18 protein-coding genes are annotated in these 17,508 nt (G+C 66.7%); 7 read left to right on the plus strand and 11 right to left on the minus strand.

The window, feature by feature from the left end:
• Positions 1 to 9: 9 nt before the first annotated feature.
• On the minus strand, positions 10 to 861 hold the full coding sequence (locus Q376_RS0106995) for an ATP-binding protein (RefSeq protein ID WP_027349719.1): 852 nt from the start codon (positions 859 to 861) through the stop codon (positions 10 to 12).
• 155 nt (positions 862 to 1,016) lie between these two features.
• Between Q376_RS0106995 and Q376_RS0107000 the strand changes: the two genes are divergently transcribed.
• Entirely contained in the window at positions 1,017 to 1,817 is an 801-nt protein-coding gene (locus Q376_RS0107000) for a M48 family metallopeptidase (protein ID WP_052365038.1), read from the plus strand.
• 18 nt (positions 1,818 to 1,835) lie between these two features.
• On the opposite strand, the gene aroE is transcribed toward Q376_RS0107000, so the two are convergent.
• Positions 1,836 to 2,660 carry a shikimate dehydrogenase gene (gene aroE, locus Q376_RS0107005; RefSeq protein WP_027349721.1) on the minus strand — a complete coding sequence of 275 codons (825 nt, stop codon included), beginning with the start codon at positions 2,658 to 2,660 and terminating at the stop codon, positions 1,836 to 1,838.
• A gap of 164 nt (positions 2,661 to 2,824) precedes the next feature.
• On the opposite strand from aroE, the gene Q376_RS0107010 reads away from it, so the two are divergent.
• Positions 2,825 to 3,328, plus strand: coding sequence for a DinB family protein (locus Q376_RS0107010; RefSeq protein WP_027349722.1), 504 nt, complete (start codon positions 2,825 to 2,827; stop codon positions 3,326 to 3,328).
• Between the two features lie 9 nt (positions 3,329 to 3,337).
• On the opposite strand, the gene hemF is transcribed toward Q376_RS0107010, so the two are convergent.
• The 3 genes from hemF to dprA are packed head-to-tail and all read right to left on the minus strand — an operon-like array spanning position 3,338 to position 6,021.
• On the minus strand, positions 3,338 to 4,270 hold the full coding sequence (hemF, locus tag Q376_RS0107015) for an oxygen-dependent coproporphyrinogen oxidase (RefSeq protein WP_081803436.1): 933 nt from the start codon (positions 4,268 to 4,270) through the stop codon (positions 3,338 to 3,340).
• A 49-nt stretch (positions 4,271 to 4,319) separates the two neighbouring features.
• Complete coding sequence (gene tsaC / locus Q376_RS0107020) at positions 4,320 to 4,874, minus strand: L-threonylcarbamoyladenylate synthase type 1 TsaC (protein ID WP_027349724.1); 555 nt, start codon at positions 4,872 to 4,874, stop codon at positions 4,320 to 4,322.
• A 58-nt stretch (positions 4,875 to 4,932) separates the two neighbouring features.
• Positions 4,933 to 6,021: a DNA-processing protein DprA gene (gene dprA / locus Q376_RS0107025; RefSeq protein WP_027349725.1), complete on the minus strand. Its 1,089-nt coding sequence runs from the start codon at positions 6,019 to 6,021 to the stop codon at positions 4,933 to 4,935.
• Between the two features lie 262 nt (positions 6,022 to 6,283).
• Between dprA and def the strand changes: the two genes are divergently transcribed.
• From def to rsmB, 3 genes are read left to right on the plus strand one after another with little or no spacing between them, the layout of a single operon-like run.
• Positions 6,284 to 6,790: a peptide deformylase gene (gene def / locus Q376_RS0107030; RefSeq protein WP_027349726.1), complete on the plus strand. Its 507-nt coding sequence runs from the start codon at positions 6,284 to 6,286 to the stop codon at positions 6,788 to 6,790.
• Between the two features lie 47 nt (positions 6,791 to 6,837).
• Positions 6,838 to 7,812 carry a methionyl-tRNA formyltransferase gene (gene fmt / locus Q376_RS0107035; RefSeq protein ID WP_027349727.1) on the plus strand — a complete coding sequence of 325 codons (975 nt, stop codon included), beginning with the start codon at positions 6,838 to 6,840 and terminating at the stop codon, positions 7,810 to 7,812.
• Positions 7,809 to 9,167, plus strand: a complete 1,359-nt coding sequence (gene rsmB / locus Q376_RS0107040; RefSeq protein ID WP_027349728.1) for a 16S rRNA (cytosine(967)-C(5))-methyltransferase RsmB — start codon at positions 7,809 to 7,811, stop codon at positions 9,165 to 9,167. Before fmt ends, rsmB begins: the two co-directional genes overlap by 4 nt.
• 63 nt (positions 9,168 to 9,230) lie before the next feature.
• Here rsmB and otnI read toward each other — a convergent pair whose 3' ends face one another.
• The 5 genes from otnI to Q376_RS0107065 all read right to left on the minus strand — a co-directional run bounded on the left by otnI (position 9,231) and on the right by Q376_RS0107065 (position 13,686).
• Complete coding sequence (gene otnI / locus Q376_RS0107045) at positions 9,231 to 10,016, minus strand: 2-oxo-tetronate isomerase (protein WP_027349729.1); 786 nt, start codon at positions 10,014 to 10,016, stop codon at positions 9,231 to 9,233.
• A gap of 68 nt (positions 10,017 to 10,084) precedes the next feature.
• Positions 10,085 to 10,732, minus strand: coding sequence for a 3-oxo-tetronate 4-phosphate decarboxylase (gene otnC, locus Q376_RS0107050; RefSeq protein ID WP_027349730.1), 648 nt, complete (start codon positions 10,730 to 10,732; stop codon positions 10,085 to 10,087).
• Positions 10,729 to 12,000, minus strand: coding sequence for a 3-oxo-tetronate kinase (gene otnK, locus Q376_RS0107055; protein WP_027349731.1), 1,272 nt, complete (start codon positions 11,998 to 12,000; stop codon positions 10,729 to 10,731). Before otnK ends, otnC begins: the two co-directional genes overlap by 4 nt.
• A gap of 2 nt (positions 12,001 to 12,002) precedes the next feature.
• A complete protein-coding gene (ltnD, locus tag Q376_RS0107060; protein WP_027349732.1) occupies positions 12,003 to 12,920 on the minus strand; it encodes an L-threonate dehydrogenase in 918 nt (305 codons plus the stop codon).
• 73 nt (positions 12,921 to 12,993) lie between these two features.
• Complete coding sequence (locus tag Q376_RS0107065; RefSeq protein WP_027349733.1) at positions 12,994 to 13,686, minus strand: FadR/GntR family transcriptional regulator; 693 nt, start codon at positions 13,684 to 13,686, stop codon at positions 12,994 to 12,996.
• A 156-nt stretch (positions 13,687 to 13,842) separates the two neighbouring features.
• Here Q376_RS0107065 and Q376_RS0107070 point away from each other — a divergent pair, with 156 nt between their 5' ends.
• Complete coding sequence (locus tag Q376_RS0107070) at positions 13,843 to 15,186, plus strand: GntP family permease (protein ID WP_211266615.1); 1,344 nt, start codon at positions 13,843 to 13,845, stop codon at positions 15,184 to 15,186.
• A 57-nt stretch (positions 15,187 to 15,243) separates the two neighbouring features.
• Positions 15,244 to 16,197: a D-erythronate dehydrogenase gene (gene denD / locus Q376_RS0107075; protein ID WP_027349735.1), complete on the plus strand. Its 954-nt coding sequence runs from the start codon at positions 15,244 to 15,246 to the stop codon at positions 16,195 to 16,197.
• A gap of 64 nt (positions 16,198 to 16,261) precedes the next feature.
• Here the strand turns inward: denD and Q376_RS0107080 are convergent, their stop codons facing one another.
• Positions 16,262 to 17,311, minus strand: a complete 1,050-nt coding sequence (locus Q376_RS0107080; RefSeq protein ID WP_027349736.1) for an NAD(P)-dependent alcohol dehydrogenase — start codon at positions 17,309 to 17,311, stop codon at positions 16,262 to 16,264.
• Between the last annotated feature and the right edge of the window lie 197 nt (positions 17,312 to 17,508).

The raw sequence follows: 17,508 nt of genomic DNA on the forward strand, positions 1-17,508 counted from the left end.
CGCCGCGCTTCACGCGCCGGCGCCGACCCACTGGCAGGCGAACTGCCAGGCGGCCCGGCCGCTGCGCACCCCTCGCAGGGTGGCGTAGCGCAGCGCCTCTTCCCGGGCCTGCGCGTTCCAGTCTCCCTCGAGATACTTGACCCAATACTCGCAGGCGACGAGGAACGTCTCCTGATTGAAGGCATGGAAGGCGAGCCATAGGCCGAATCGATCCGAGAGCGAGATTTTCTCCTCGACGGCATCGCCATGGTGGAGTTCGCCGTCGACGATCCGGGTGTCGGTGTTGTCCACCGCGGCCTCCGGCAGCAGGTGGCGACGATTGGAGGTCGCGTAGATCAGCACGTTCTCCGGCGGACCGGTGAGCGTGCCGTCGAGCACGCTCTTGAGCGCCTTGTAGGCGTGATCGCTGGCTTCGAAGGAAAGATCGTCGCAGTAGACGATGAACCGGTAGCGCTGGTCGCGAAGCCTCGCCACCAGCCCGGGCAGCCCCGCCAGGTCATGGCGGTCGACCTGGATCAAACGCAGCCCTTCACCACTCAGGTCGTTAAGCAGCGCACGGATGATCGAGGATTTGCCGGTACCGCGCGCGCCCCACAGCAGCGCATGGTTGGCCGGGCGACCGGCGATGAAGGCGCGGGTGTTGTCGAGCAGCGCGCGCTTTTGCCGCTCGATGCCGACCAGATCGTCGAGGCTCACGTCATCGCGGGGCGATACCGCCACCAAGCGTCCGCCCGCCAGCGGATGGCGCTCCCAAAGTGCTGCGATGTCACGTCGCCAGTCGATCTCGGCGTGCTCAGGGGGCAGCAACGGCTCGATGCGTGCCAGCAGCGCGATCAAGCGCGAGCTCAGTTCCTCGTTCATCGGCTCTCCAATGGTCGGTCGCGAATCGTTGGCCATAGTCAGCGACGCTTCGTGCTGACTCGAAGTTTTAAGTCAAACATAATGCAATCCCACCGGGGAGTGGGTCACAGTGCAGCATCCCACGACTCGATGCCCCCTGTTCGATGGAAGACTTCATGCCCCGCTATCGTCCCACGCGCAAATGCGCACGCCTTGCCTCCCTCACCATCACCATCGCACTACTCGCCGGCTGCGTGACCAGCCCCGAGGGCCGCTCGCAGCTGGCGCTGTTCTCCAACCAGGAGCTCGATGCCCAGGGCGCTGCCGCCTTCGCCGAGATCAGCGCACAGACCGCGACGCTGCAGGGCGCGCAGGCCGACTACGTGAGCTGCGTCGCCGATGCGATCACCGCCCAGGTACCGGCCTCGAGCGGCTACAGCCAGTGGCAGGTACGGCTATTCGATAGCGACGAGGTCAATGCCTTCGCACTGCCCGGCGGCTACATCGGCGTCTATCGCGGCCTGCTCGGGGTTGCCGCCGACCAGAACCAGCTCGCGGCGGTCATCGGCCACGAGGTCGCCCACGTACTCGCTCATCACGCCAACGAGCGGGTCTCCAACACCACGCTGACCCAGTACGGGCTGGGCGTGGCCCAGAGCCTGGGCGGCGAGCAGCTCGGCAGCCTGCTCGGGCTCGGCGCCCAATACGGCGTGCTGCTGCCCTACTCCCGTCGCCAGGAGAGCGAAGCCGACGTGCTCGGCCTCGATCTGATGGCGCGCGCGGGCTTCGAGCCGCAGGCGGCGATCACGCTGTGGAACAACATGGAGCGCGCCACCCAGGGAGCGACTCAACCCGAATGGGCCTCCACCCACCCCGACAGCCAGCGCCGCATCGCCGAACTGCAGAACCGCCTCTCCATCGCGGAGCCGCTCTATCGCGCGGCCCAGAGCGAGGGTAGACGGCCCAGCTGCGGTTGAACCGGGCGCGTCGGCGGATCAGCCTTGCGCATCCGTGTCTCCGCGCATGCCGGCGAGCACGGCACCGGTGTCAGGCTGGAGGCCGTGCCAGATGAAAAACGATTCCGCCGCCTGCTCGACCAGCATGCCGAGCCCATCGTGGCTGCACGCCCCCCGCTGCTCGGCCCAGCGCATGAATACCGTGGGCTGGGCGGCGTAGACCATGTCGTAGGCGAGCGCTTCGCCTGCGAACATGCCCTCGGGCAGCGGTGGCAGCTCGGCGCCGAGACTGGCACTGGTGCCGTTGATCACCAGGTCGAAGCGGCCCTCGAGCTGGTCGAAGGCGCCTCCCGCGATCGGGCCAAGGCCATTGAATCGCTCAGCCAGCTGGCGGGCACGCTCGGCGGTGCGATTGGCGACGAACAGCGCCTGGGGACGGCGCTCGAGCAGCGGCTCGAGCACCCCGCGTACCGCGCCGCCCGCGCCGAGCACCGCAATCCGCGCGCCTTCGAGACGCGCGCCGAGCCGCTCGAGATCGCGCACCAGCCCGACGCCGTCGGTGGTATCGCCATGCAGCCGTCCCTGGTCATCGACGCTCAGCGTATTGACCGCACCGGCACGGCGCGCGCGCGGCGCGACCACCTCGGCCAGTGCCAGCGCCTCCTGCTTGAACGGGACGGTAACGTTGGCACCGCGCCCGCCGGCGGCGATGAACTCCGCCACGCTGCCGGCGAATCCGTCGAGCGGTGCCAGGCGTCGTTCATAGCGCAGCGGCATGTCGAACTGCGCGGCGAAGGCGTAGTGGATCTCAGGCGAGCGAGAATGAGCGACAGGGTGACCGAAAACGCAATAAATGGCTGACACGACAGCTCCAATGCTTGTAAAAACGAAACCAGGACGGTACACGCACCACACAACACGCCGCCCTCGCAGATCTGCGAGTCAAGCTCGGGCCGAGACAGCGACGTGGCACTGCGTTCGACCCGGCTTGATCATTCTCCCCCATTCCAAGGACGCCGACCCCGTTCATGATCGCCGACTATCTGCGTACTCTCATCGACTATCACGAGTGGGCCACTCAACGGCTGCTCGGTGCCTGCATGGAAGTAAGCGAAGGAGATTACCGCCGCGACCTGGGGCTCCACTGCCACGGTATCCACGGTACGCTCAACCATCTGCTGCAGACGGAGGAGCTGTGGCTTTCGCGCTATCTCGGCAGGCCCGCTCCCGATAGCGCCACTGCGACCGATGTCTACCGCGAGTCGATCAGCGGTCGCGACACGCTCGCCGCGGCGCTGCGCGAGCAGTGTCGCCAGTGGCGCCAAGCGGTGAGCACGCTCGACGACGCCAGCGCCACCGAACAGCTGAGACTCGAGGGGGGCGTCGGCATCCTCGAGCTGAGCCGGGTCGAGCTTCTATTCCAGGTGATAAGCTACGCGATCCAACTGCGCGGCCAGCTGATCTATGCGCTGACCTCGCTGGGCAACCCCGATCCTGGCCTCGACTTCCTCACCTACAGCAGCTCGCCGTAGGCGTCGGCCTCATTCGCCCGCCTCTCCCAGCCAGTCGCGCGGCCTCAGGAAGTCGTCGAGCCTCGCCTCGGCACTGCCGGGCTCGGCGGCGTAGCCGTAGCTCCATTGCGCCACCGGCGGCATCGACATCAGGATCGATTCGGTACGCCCGCCGCTTTGCAGCCCGAACAGCGTGCCGCGATCGTAGACCAGGTTGAATTCGACGTATCGACCTCGGCGATGGGCCTGGAAATCACGCTCGCGCTCGCCGAACGGCGTCGTGCGACGACGCTGGACGATCGGCAGGTAGGCGGGCAGGAAGGCGTCACCGACCGAGCGCATGAAAGCGAAGCTTTCATCGAAGCCAGGCTCGTTCAAGTCGTCGAAGAAAAGCCCACCGACCCCGCGGGTTTCATTACGGTGCCTGAGCAGGAAGTAGTCGTCGCACCAGGCCTTGAAGCGCGGGTAGCAGTCATCGCCGAAGGGCGCGCAGGCATCGCGGGCGACGCGATGCCAGTGCAGCACGTCTTCGCGCTCAGGATAGTAGGGGGTGAGGTCGATGCCTCCGCCGAACCACCATACCGGCGCCTCGCCCTGCTTCTCGGCGAGGAAGAAGCGCACGTTGCCGTGGCTGGTGGGCACGAAGGGGTTGCGTGGGTGCAGCACCCAGGAGACCCCCATCGCCGAGAAGCCCCGCCCCGCAAGCGAGGGGCGCGATGCGCTCGCCGAGGGAGGCAGCTCGCCGCCGTGGACATGCGAAAAGTTCACCCCCCCCTTTTCGAACACGGCACCGTCGGCGATCACGCGAGTGCGTCCACCGCCGCCCTGTGGGCGGGTCCAGCGCTCCTCGACGAAGCCGGTTTCGCCATCTTCGTTGGCGAGCGCCGAGCAAAGCCGCTCCTGCAGGCCGGTCAGATAATGCTCGACGCTGGACAGCATGGCGGCCGGAGAGGGTGTGGTCATGAACGACTCCTGAAATCAGCGATGAAAGCGCGGCAAAGGTCGGCCAGGGTCAGAGCCGAAGACGCACTCCAGTGGCGAGATCGCGGATCTCGCTGGGCCGGTCGCGACCGCCGAGGGCGCCCGGCACTACCGCATCGAGCGTACCACCGAAGTCCCGGCGCACCTCCTGCTCGCTAAGCGCCGACGGTCGACCGGCGAGGTTCGCCGAGGTCGACACCACCGGGCCGCCAAACGCCTCGCACAGCGCCGAGGCCAGCGGATGAGCGGTGACCCTGAGCGCGACCTTGTCGTGCGCGCCGCGTATCAACGGGTGAGCGCGGCCATTGTCGGGAACCAGCCAGGTGAGCGGCCCGGGCCACTGCTCGGCCAACCGTCGGCGAGACTCGGCATCGAGCCCTGAAAGCCAGGGCTCGAACTGCTCGATGGACGCAGCGATCAGGATCAATCCCTTGGCCGCATCGCGCCGCTTCAACCCGAGCAGCCGTTCGAGCGCGAGCGGATCATCGGGATCACAGCCGAGCCCCCAGACCGCCTCGGTCGGATAGGCGACGATCCCACCCCGGCGCAGCACTGCAGCGGCGTCGGCGATCACCTCGGTAGTCATGATGCAATCTTTCCCTGGCAAACGGTGGCGCAGATTCTAGCCTCTTTGATTGCTCGACTCATCCCTCGCGCCGCCGAATCCAGCCTCCAGGCCGGCGCAGTACCCGCCCCTCGATCTCCAGGGCCTGGAGCATCGCCGCGCAGCGCGAGACATCGAGGGCTGCGCGTTCGACCAGCGCATCCAGCGGCATCGGTGACTCTCCGAGCAGCGCAAGCAGCGGGCTCCCTTCCCCCATCGCATCCGGCTCTTCGGGCGCGACCGGTGCGAGCGAGAGCCGACCGGAGAACTCATCGAACAGCTCATCGGCCCGCGTCACCAGCCGGGCCCCTTCCTGGATCAGCCATAGGCAACCCTGCACCTGGGGATCGTCCAGCGCGCCGGGCAGCGCGAACACCTCGCGATTCTGCTCCAGCGCCAGCCGGGCACTGATCAAAGAGCCGCTTCGCATCGCCGCCTCGATCACCAGCACCCCCTGGCTCAACCCGGTGACCAGCCGGTTGCGCCGAGGAAAATGCCGGGCATGCGCCGGGGTGGCGGACGGCAGCTCCGAGAGCAGGAGCCCCCCTTCGGCGAGCAGCCGCTCGCGCAGCCGGGCGTGCTGGCGCGGATAGAGCACATCGACACCGCAGCCGAGCACTGCGATGCTGCGCCCCTTTGCCTCGAGCGCTCCCAAATGGGCGGCACCGTCGATGCCCTTGGCCATCCCGCTTACCACCGTGAATCCACCGGCGGCGAGCCGAGCGGAAAAATCCAGCGCGTGACGCAGCCCGGCCCGACTGGGTCGACGACTGCCGACCACTGCGATGCAGGGCTGCTCCAAGGCATCGAGATCCCCCCACCCCCAAAGCAGCGCGGGCGTGTCGTCGATCTCGTCGAGCAGAGAGGGCCAGCGAGGATGGCCCGGATGGAGCAGATGGTGCGCTTCGCCGCGCTCGAGCCAGGCGAGCATCGGATCCAGCAGCTCGCGACCGACGTCGGCACGCAGCAGATAGCGCAGATAGCTGCGCTGCTCGACACTCAAGGCGGCCAGCCAACCGTCCGGCCAGGCCGCCTTCGACTGCCGTAGCCGCCTAAGACGGCGACACCCCAGCCCCGGCACCAGCGATAGCGCCAACCACTCCCGCGCTCCCGGCCATACTTCGCTCATCGATGCTCCCCTCCCTCAGCGGTTTATCTGCCGCCCGTGGCGCACTACAATAGGGGCATTCCCGCCGTTCGCCGCCTATGAGACATAGCGGCAGTCCATCGCTGCGGTTTAGCCCAGGCTGGACGCTCGCCGAGCGAAGCGGCCGTGGATATCACCCGTGCATCCAGATCGATCTCCGCGGTCCGCCGCCACTGGCTTCGCGCCAGCGCTGGCTCGGTGCTATCCGCGGCGGAGGCGTCCTTACTCTTTGGTATCCCTATCCATGGCCATACTCCAGATCCTCGAATACCCCGACGAACGCCTGCGCACCGTCGCCAAACCGGTCGAGAAGTTCGACGATGAGTTGAACAAGCTGATCGACGACATGTTCGAGACCATGTACGACGCACCCGGCATCGGCCTTGCCGCCACCCAGGTGGATCGCCACATCCGTCTGTTCGTGATGGACGTGAGCGACACCCAGAACCAGCCGATGGTGCTGATCAACCCCGAGTACGAGCCGCTCGACGACGAGCGCGCACAGATGCAGGAAGGCTGCCTGTCGGTACCCGAGTACTATGCCGAGGTACCCCGGGCACTGCGCATTCGCGCACGTGCGCTGGACCGCGACGGCAAGCCCTTCGAGCTCGAAGCCGATGGCCTGCTCGCCCACTGCATCCAGCATGAGAGCGATCACCTCGACGGCAAGCTGTTCGTCGACTACCTCTCGCCGCTCAAGCGCGAGCGGATCAAGAAGAAGATGCAGAAGCGCCACAAGGCCAGCGCTTGAGCCAGCCTCGAGCGCTGCGTCGCACACCATCGCCATCGAGTTCCTCCATGCCCGTATCCCTGCGTGTCGGCTTCGCCGGCACCCCTGACTTCGCCGCCGCCATCCTCGAGGCGCTGCTCGCTAGCCGCCACCAGGTGGTGTGCGTCTATACCCAGCCCGACCGCCCCGCCGGACGAGGGCGCAAACCGCAGTCGAGCCCGGTGAAGCTGCTCGCCGAGCGCCATGGCCTGCCGGTTCACCAGCCCGAGCGGCTCAACAGCGAGGAGAGCCGGGCCGCGCTGGTCGAGGCGCGTCTCGATGTGCTGGTGGTCGCCGCCTACGGTTTGATCCTGCCGCGCGAAGTGCTCGAGATCGCGCGGCTGGGCGCGCTCAACGTCCATGCCTCGCTGCTGCCGCGCTGGCGCGGCGCGGCGCCGATCCAACGCGCGATCGAGGCGGGTGATACCGAAAGCGGGGTGACGATCATGGCGATGGACGAAGGCCTCGACACCGGCGACATGCTGCTCGAACGCCGGGTGGCGATCGATGCGCAAACCACCGGTGGCGCGCTTCACGACGCGCTCGCCGTGCTTGGCGCGGAAGCCATCGTCAGCGCCCTGGATACGCTCGCAGACGATCCCGCACGGCTCCCTCCCCGCCCGCAGCCGGCGCAAGGGGTGAGCTATGCCGCCAAGCTCTCCAAAGCACAGGCCCGGCTCGATTTCGACCAGCCCGCCGAACGGCTCGCCGCCAAGGTGCGCGCCTTCAATCCCTGGCCGGTGGCCTGGGCGGAGCTCGATGGAGAGCCCCTGCGGATCTGGGCCGCCGAGGCCGAGCCGCAGAGCGCCTCGCAGGCCGCCCCCGGCACGCTGCTCGAAAGCGACGGTGAATCGCTGCTTATCGCCTGCGCGAGCGGACAGCTGCGAGTACTCCGTGCCCAGCTGCCCGGCGGCAAGCCGCTGTCGCTGCGCGAACTGCTCAACAGCCGCGCCGAGCGCTTCCTGCCCGGCAAGCGCTTCGCCCCCCTGGAGCCAAGCGCATGAGCGCATCACCGCGTGAACCCAACGACCCTCGCGCTGCCGCCGCCCGCGCGCTGGTGCCGATCATCGAGCGCCGAGCCTCGCTCTCGAGCCTCGACGATGGCACCCTGAGCGGTCGCGACAAAGGCTTCTTCCGCGCGCTCTGCTTTGGTGTGTGCCGCACCCTGCCGCGTCTCGAGGCACTGGCCGGCATGCTGCTCTCCCAGGGCTTCAAGCCCCGCGACCGGGACGTCCAGGCGCTGCTGTTGATCGGCCTGCACCAGCTGCTCTACATGCGGGTGCCGAATCATGCCGCGGTCGGCGAGACTGCCGGCGCTGCACGCCTGCTCGGCAAGCCTTGGGCGACCAAGGTGCTGAACGCCTGTCTCAGGCGCTGCCAGCGCGAGCGTGAAGCCCTCGAGGCGCGTCTCGACGCCGAGCGCCAGAGCCAGCTGCTCCACCCGGCCTGGCTGCTCGATGCGATCGAGCATGCCTGGCCCGACCAGGCGGCCTCGATCATCGCCGCCAACAACACCGCGGCGCCGATGACGCTCAGGGTCAACCGCGCTCGCATCCGGCGCGACGAATATCTCGCCCGCCTCGAGGCCGAGGGCCTCGAGGCCCGCCCTTGCATCGATGCAGAGGATGGCGTGACGCTCGCCAACGCGGTCGATGCGCTGACGCTGCCTGGCTTCAAGGAGGGGCTGGTCAGCGTGCAGGACGAATCGGCCCAGCTCGCCGCTGCGCTCTTGATCGACCCACTGCTGGCCTCGCCCACCCAGGCACCGCTGCGGGTGCTCGACGCCTGCAGCGCACCCGGCGGCAAGAGCATGCAGCTGATCGAACGAGCGGCCGCCGCCGGACGGGAGCTATCGCTCAAGTCGCTGGACAGCGACGCTCAGCGGCTGAAACGGGTCGAGCAGGGCATTGCCCGCATCTCGCCGCCGGAGTCGATAGCCGTGGACGTCATCGAAGCCGATGCCACCCAGCTCGACTGGTGGGACGGGCAGCGCTTCGACGCCATCCTGCTCGATGCGCCTTGCTCCGGCACCGGGGTGATTCGCCGCCATCCCGACATCAAGCAGCTGCGTCTCGCCACCGACATCACCCAGCTCGCCGAGCTCCAGCGCCGGCTGCTCGACAGCCTATGGCCGACCCTGCGCGTCGGCGGGCGGCTGCTTTATGCCACCTGTTCGATCATGCCGGCGGAGAACCAGGCGCGGATCGAAGACTTCCTCGCCCACGCAGGCGATGCCCGGCTGGTCCCGATCGATGCCTCCTGGGGCATCGAGACCAACGGTGGCGCACGCCAGCGGCTGCCCGAAGTCGACGGCGCCGATGGGTTCTTCTATGCCCTGGTGGAAAAGACCGCGGACTGAAAGCGATTGGCTCCCCTCAACGCAATCGCCCCGCTATAGCGGGGCGATTGCGCTTCAATCGGTTCAGCGAGCAGGCCGATAGGGCTCGAACCAGCCAAGCCCCGCCTCGGTATCACTACGCGGATGGTACTCGCAGCCGATCCAGCCCTCGTATCCAGCCTCATCGAGCTGGGCGAACAGCCAGCCATAGTTGAGCTCGCCCTCGTCGGGCTCATGGCGGTCGGGTACGCCCGCGATCTGCAGGTGGCCGACGGTATCACGGTAACGCTCGAAGCAGCGCCACAGGTCACCATCCATGATCTGGGCGTGGTAGAAGTCCATCTGCACCTTGAGATTGGGATTACCCAGCTCGGCCACCAGACGGTGCGCCTCAGCCTGATGGCTGAGCAGGTAGCCAGGCATGTCACGCTGGTTGATCGGCTCGATCAGAAGCGTCATCCCTTCGCCGGCCAACTTTTCGGCGGCGTAGCTCAGGTTACCGCGATAGATGTCGAGCGCTCGCTCACGCTCGACTCCGGCAGGCAGTACGCCGGCCATCGCATGCAGCCGTCGGCAGCCCAGCGCGCGGGCATAGCCGAGCGCGGTCTCGACGCTGGCACGGAACTCGGCCTCGCGCCCCGGCAGGCTGGTGATGCCCCGCTCTCCGGCCGACCAATCCCCGGGGGGCAGGTTGAACAGCGCCTGCTCGAGCCGGTGCTCGCGCAGGGCAGCGGCGATCTCGTCGGCGGAGAAATCATAGGGAAAGAGGAACTCGACCGCCTCGAATCCGGCACGCGCGGCGCGCTCGAACCGGGACATGAACGGTACCTCGTTGAACAGCATGCTCAGATTGGCGGCAAAACGCGGCATTCCGCTCTCCTCATGAATTCGATCAATAGGCGCATCGATTCGGACTCGATCGGTGCGGGCTCCTTCATTCACCAGCGCGCACCGAAGGACTGGCGCAGCGCTTCGATCTGCTCCTCGTCCAGCGTGGTCACCTCGCGGCCATGCAACAGCAGGTAGAGCCGCGCGGTCTCCTCGAGCTCTTCCATCGCGCTGCGCGCAGACGCAAGCGTCGCGGCGGAGACCACCGGGCCGTGGTTGGCCAGCAGCACTGCAGTGTGGCTCGCGGCCATCTCGGCGACCGCCTCGCCCATCGCCGGATCCCCAGGACGGAAATAGGGCAATAGCGGCAACCGGCCGACGCGCATGACGAAATAGGGCGTGATCGGCGGTATGCACGAACGGGTATCGAGCCCGGAAAGGCACGAAAGCGCAGTGGCATAGGTCGCATGCAGGTGGATCACTGCGCCGGCCTCGGGGCGCTGTTCGTAAAAGGCACGATGGAGAAACGACTCCTTGGTCGGCGGATCGCCGGCGAGCAGCCGCCCCTCCCAGTCGAGCTTGCTGATTCGCGCAGGCTCGAGCTCGCCGAGCGCTACATTGGTCGGCGTCATCAGCCAGCCGTCGTCGAGCTTGGCGCTCAAGTTGCCGGAGGTGCCCGGCGCCATGCCGAGGCTTCGAAACTCGCGCCCGATCCTGCACAGCTCATCTCGCAGCTGGGACTCGTCGCGCTTGCTCATGGCAGCACCTCCCAGGCCCGGGTCATGAAATCTACCTGGCCGAAATTCCCCGACTTCAACGCCAACGCCAGTGCGGGCTCGCGGCCGACGCTATGGGTCCAGGGCACCCCTGTATCGATGCTCGGGCCGATCTTGAGCCCTTCGACGCCGAGCGCTTCGACCACCGCGCCCGAGCTCTCGCCCCCCGCGACCAGGATCCGGCGGACCCCGGCCTCGTCCACCAGCCGCTGGGCGAGACCTGCCAAGGCGCGCTCGACCAGCGCACCGGACGCCTCGACGCCGAAGCGGGCCTGGACCTCACGCAGCCGCTCGGCGGGGCTGCTGGCGTGGACCACCACCGGCCCTTGATCGAGTCTCGCCAGGCAGTAGTCGAACAGCGATTGCAGGTGCGCGTCGAAATCCTCTGCCAGCGATTCGACCTCCACGGCGATGCTAGGGTAGCGCCCACGGGCATGCTCGAGCTGCCCGAGGGTCGCTCTGGAGCAGCTACCGCTCAGAATCAGTGCGCGCCCTTCGATCGGCGGCAGCCGGCCCGCGTCCGCGCGTGCGGTGAAGCCCTCCAAGGTGGCGGGGATCGAAAGCCCCAGCCCCGAGCCGCCGGTGAGCAGCACCGAGTCGCTTGCGGCGGCGGCGAGCAGGTGGAGATCCGACTCGTCGAGGGTGTCGCAGATCGCGATGCCGACGCCTTCGCCTCGCAGCGCCTCGATCCGCGCGCGTACCGCCTCGACACCCTTGGCGAGATCGTGATGGCTGACCAAACCGACCCGATGCCGGGTCTGCGGCGCGAGCACGCGCAAGAGACAAGGATCGGTCATCGGCGTCAGCGGATGATCCTGCATGCCGCTTTCGTTGAGCAGCACGTCGTTGGCGAACAGATAACCGTTGTAGACCGTGCGCCGGTTGGCCGGAAGCGCCGGCACCGCAAGGGTGAAATCGACCCCCAGCGCCTCCATCAGTGCGTCGGTGACCGGCCCGATGTTGCCTTGGGCGGTGGAGTCGAACGTCGAGCAATACTTGAAGTAGAAGCGCTCACAGCCCTGGTCACGCAGCCAGTCGAGTGCTGCAAGCGAGGCCTCGACCGCGCGCTCCGGCGCCACGGTACGCGATTTGAGCGCGACCACCACCGCGTCGCAGTCATCGTCCAACGCCGTACCGGGGACACCGATGGTCTGTACCACTCGCATGCCCGCCGCCACCAATTGGCTGGCGAGATCGGTCGCGCCGGTGAAGTCGTCAGCGATACAGCCGAGCAGGAGTTTGTCGGCCATGCTCAAGCCTCCTTCGCTTTGGGTAGTTGCACGCCTGGGAAGATTTTCACCACCGCGGCGTCGTCCTCTCCACCAAGCCCCATCGCCGAGGCCTGGGTGAACATCGAAAGCGCCTGCGCGGTGAGCGGCAGCGGGAACTTGCGCCCCAGGGCGCTTTCGTGGACCAGGCCCAGGTCCTTGACGAAGATGTCGACCGCCGAACGCGGCGAGTAATCCGCATCGAGGATATGCGGCACGCGGTTCTCGAACATCCAGGAGTTGCCAGCGCTGGCGGTGATCACCTCGAACACCGCGTCCGGGTCGCAGCCACCGCTGATGCCGTAGGCCATCGCCTCGGCGGCGGCAGCGATGTGCACGCCGGCGAGCAGCTGGTTGACCAGCTTGACCTGGGAACCCGCGCCGATCGCCTCACCGAGACGAAAGAGCCGCGCCGACACCGCATCCAATGCCCCCGCCGCTTTGTCGAACGCCTCGGCCCCGCCGGAGGCCATCACCGTCAGCTCACCCGCAGCGGCCTTGACCGCACCGCCGGAGATCGGCGCATCGATCAGGCTGAGACCAAGCGCCGCGATCGGCGCCTCGAGCGCGCGTACCGCATCGGGGGCGCAGGTGGCGCACTGGATCACCACGCCTCCCGGCGCCATCCGCGCGCAGGCCCCCTGCTCGCCGAGCAGCACTTCCTTGGCCTGGCGAGCATTGACCACCACGCAGAACAGCACATCGACCCGTTCGCCGAGCGCCGCCGGGCTTTGCGCCACATGCCCGCCGGCGGCTGCGAAGGCCGAGCGCGCCGACTCGCCGAGATCGCAGCCCCAGGTGTCGAAACCAGCGCGCAGCAGCGACCGCGCAATCCCCATGCCCATCGATCCCAGGCCGATCACACCGACCGAGGGGAGCGCTACGTTCCGGGTTTGCTGCATTGTTGCCCCCTATCCAGGATGGTATTTCCTCAACCTTTCGCACGCCCCGCCGTGCCTCCCCGCCTAGGGCGTATCAACAGGCCCTGAGGCGCAGTTCGGCATGCTCGAGGTGGCTTTTGATCGCCGCCGACGCCCCCTGCGCATCCTGCGCCTCGATTCGGTCGACGATCAGCGCATGCTCACGCTCGACCTGACGCATGTAGACATGCCGCTTGGCCTCGTTGGAGCGGGTGATCCCTATCGTGCGCCGCAGCAGCACGTGGCACAGATTGACCACCTTGAGCAGATAAGGGCTGTTGGACGCCTCCGCGACCAAGCGGTGGAAGGCGACATCCTCCTCGACCCCATCGCCCCCAGCCGCCACCGCCTCGTCGAGCTCCTCCAGCGCCATCTTCAGCCGCCGCAGCTGCGCTGGCGTGCGCCGCAGCGCCGCCAGCTCCGCCGCCTCGCTTTCGAGTGCCCGTCTCAACTCGAGCACACCCGTTACCGCGCTCAACTGGTCACCCGGTAGCGGCAGGCTGACCATCGCCGAGGCCACTTCGGCGACGTAGCTGCCGCTTCCTCGCCGCGAGACCACCAAACCCGCGTCACGAAGCACGGAAATCGCTTCCCGTACCACGGACCGGCTGATCTCGAAGCGCTCGCAGAGCGCGGCCTCGGTAGGCAGCCGCTCACCTGGCGCGAACGCGCCGCCAATAATTTCCTCACGCAACCAATCCGCCACCTGATGCGACAAATGCGGCGAACGTGCAGGTAAATCACTCATCGCGATAACGATCTCCGACTAATGGCGATCTTCCCAACCGCGATATTTGTCAGACAACATTACAAATATCGCCACTGGAGTTCAATTCATCCTTTGGGTGAAAGAGCCACACCCTCACCACCAAACGACAAGGATATACCCGATATGGACATGCATATGCTGGCTGCCCTACTGCTGGGCGTCGTGTCGGTCATCACCTTGATTCTGCGCTCGAGACTCGACCCCTTCGCCGCGCTGCTGATAGGTGCGCTAGTCACTGGGCTGATTGCGGGAGTATCGCCAGATGCCCTGGTGACCTCGATCACCCAAGGCTTCGGCGGGACGCTGGCCAGCATCGGTATCGTCATCGGCCTGGGGGTGATGCTGGGCAAGGTGATGGAAGTCACCGGGGCGGCCACGGTACTGGCGCGGATGTTCATCCGCCTGTTCGGCAAGAACCGCGAAGAGATCGCGATGGCGACCACTGGCGCCGTGGTCTCGGTGCCGGTCTTCTGCGACACCGCGTTCGTCATGCTCCACCCGCTGGTGAGGCCGCTCGCCCGACATGCCAAGCGCTCGGTGGTGGCGCTCTCGATCGCCCTGGCGGGGGGCCTTGCGATCAGTCACCACATGGTGCCGCCAACGCCTGGGCCATTGGCCGCAGCGGCACTGCTGGGCCTGGATCTAGGGGCGCTGTTCGCAGCCGGTGCGCTGTTCATCATCGCGCTGCTACCGGTGGTGATCATCTACGCCCGCATCGTCGGGCCCAAGCTGGAAAGCCAACGCCTGGGCTACACCAGCGACTCCGAGGAGGAGGAGCAAGCCGACGAGACCAACCAGGACGAACAGCACAACAATGCGCACATCGGGCCATGGAAAGCACTGGCGCCCATCCTGGTCCCGGTGGTATTGATCCTCACCAACACCTTCAGCCAGGCGCTCGTCCCGGGGTCGCACTTCGCCGCGCTCGCCACCTTCTTCGGCGCACCGGCAATAGCGCTGCTGATCGGCCTACTCATCGCGCTCTATACGCTGCCGTCGAAGCGCACCTCCCGTGAAACCATCGTCGGCTGGATGGGCACCGCCGCGGCCTCGGGTGGGACGATCATCTTCATCACCGGCGCGGGGGGCGCCTATGGCCAGGTACTGCGCGACTCAGGCGTCGGCAGTGCGCTCGGCACCGCAGTGTCGGAATGGTCCGCCTTGCCGCTGTTCATGGTGCCCTTCGTCATCGCCACGGTAGTACGCGTCGCCCAGGGCTCCGGCACCGTCGCCATCATCACCGCCGCCACGCTCTCCGTACCGCTGGTGGAAAGCGGCGGGCTGGATCCTCTGCTGGCCGCGCTCGCGGTCTGCGCAGGATCGATGGCGATGCCGTACTACAACGACTCCTACTTCTGGGTCGTGACCCGCTTCACCGGCCTGAGCGGCAGCGCAGCCCTGAAGATGCACACCGGCATGTTGACGACGCTGTGGCTGGCGAGCATCCCCCTATTGATCATCGCATCACTTGTGCTCTGACCAGCGCATCGATGCCCACTGCACCCATCGACACCATCCAATCGAGGAGTTTCGAACATGCATCTCATCGTCACCGGCGGGGCAGGCTTTCTCGGCAGTCGTTTGATTTCCGCGCTGCTCTCGCCGAAAAACGAACGCCTCGGGCTCGACATCACCCACATCACTTCACTCGACCGAGTGGCCTGCCCACTCGAGCATCCTAACGTCGAATCGGTGATTGGCGATATCGAAGACCCCGGCTTGGTCCGTTCGCTGATCAGGGAGGATACGTTCGGTATCGCGCACCTCGCAGCCATCGTCAGCTCCCAGGCGGAGAGTGATTTCGAACTGGGCATGCACGTCAACCTGGATGCCACGCGGGCGATACTGGATGCCTGTCGGCTGCATTCCAAGCGCCTGCGGCTGCTGTTCACCAGCTCTTTGGCGGTGTTCGGCGCAGGCGTAGGCAGACGCGTGGAGGATCACAGCTGCGTCAAGCCACGCTCGTCGTACGGGACCCAGAAAGCCATCGGCGAACTTCTGGTCAGCGATTACAGCAGGCACGGCTTCGTCGACGGCCGCGTCTGTCGTCTACCCACCATCGTCGTTCGTCCCGGCCGTCCGAACGCGGCCGCCTCCTCCTTCGCCAGCGGGATCATCCGCGAGCCGCTCAGCGGTGTGCCAAGCGTCTGCCCGGTATCACCCTCGCTGACCATGTGGCTCTCCTCTCCGGAGACGGTGATCGATAACCTGATCCACGCGCTCGCCATCGAGGAGCGGCTGATCGACGAGGACCGAGTGATCAATCTGCCCGGTATCAGCGTCAGTGTCGAAGACATGCTGGGTGCGCTGGAGCGACAAGCGGGCAAGGAGACGAGGTCGCTGGTCAGTTTCGAACACGACGCCAGGATCGATGCGATCGTCTCCAGCTGGCCCGAATCGTTCGATACGCAACGAGCCGATGCCCTGGGCTTCCACACCGATGCCGGGTTCGACGCTATCATCGACAAGTTCATCGCCAGCCACTCGTAGAGATGAGCCAGCCGCGAGGCATTTGCGCCCGCCCGCTCGTGCGGGCCGGCGCGGACAGGCGCTCTCAGGCCCTCGGCAGTTCGATCTGCAGCTTGATGTCGGCGGGCCGCCCTTCGGCCGCGCGCTCGAACGCTTCGATCGCGCGATCGAAGGGATAGGTCTCGCGGATCAGCGCCTTGAGATCGACCTTGCCGGAGGCGATCAGTGCGATCGCGCGATCATAGACGTTGGCGTAGCGGAACACCGTTTCGATGCGGATTTCCTTGGCCTGAGCGGCGACCACATCGAAACGCACCGGCTCCACCGGCATGCCGACCAGCACCAGCGCACCGCCCGGGCGTACGCAGGCGATCGCATCGTCGTATACCCTCGGGCTGCCGCTGGCTTCGAACACCGCATCGGCGCCCCAGTCGTCACCGCACAGCAGGGAGAGCCGGTCGCGCAGCGACTCGCGAGAGATGTTGACCGGAACCAGGCCGGGATAGCCCGCGGCAAGCTCGAGCTTCTCGTCGACGACGTCCGAAATCACCACCTGTCCGGCACCCGAGGCGAGCGCCGCCAGCGCGACCATCAGTCCAATGGTGCCGGCGCCCGTCACCACGCAGAGATCGCCCGGCTTGATTCCTGCCTTGACCGCAGCCTGGACGCCGACCGCGAACGGCTCGACCATCGCCCCTTCGGCATGGCTGACCGAGTCGGGCAGGCGATAGGTGAACGCCGCGGGGTGGACCACCTCGGGGGTGAGGCAGCCGTGAATCGGCGGCGTAGCCCAGAAGGTCACCCTCGGATCGACGTTGTAGATACCGAGCCGGGAGGCGCGCGACTGGGGATCGGGAATTCCCGGCTCCATGCACACGCGATCACCCACCTCGAGATGGCGCACGTTGGCCCCGACCTCGATCACCTCCCCCGACGCCTCGTGGCCCAGCACCATTGGCTGCTCGACCACGAACGGCCCGATCCGGCCATGGGTGTAGTAATGGACGTCGCTGCCACAGATTCCCACCGTGCGGACCGCGATGCGTACGTCATCCGCGCCCAGCCGGTCGTCCAGCGCGATCTCACGCAGCGAGAGCCGTCCTTTCTCCTCGAGTACCAGCGCCTTGGCGTTCATTCTTGCCTACCTCCCCTACGGTCTGGCCGCGCAATGAAATAGACGCCGAGCGTGAGGGCGTCATCGTCAGTAGGAAGCTAATCCCTGGCCGGCGCACTCGCTAGCGAGACTCGTGCACGCAAGAGATCCTCTCTTTCACCGGATCGAAGAAAAGAGCGGCCAACCCGCATAGCGCAAGGCCCCAATGAATGGGGCCT

This window comes from Halotalea alkalilenta DSM 17697, from assembly GCF_000621205.1.
Taxonomy (GTDB): Bacteria; Pseudomonadota; Gammaproteobacteria; order Pseudomonadales; family Halomonadaceae; genus Halotalea; species Halotalea alkalilenta.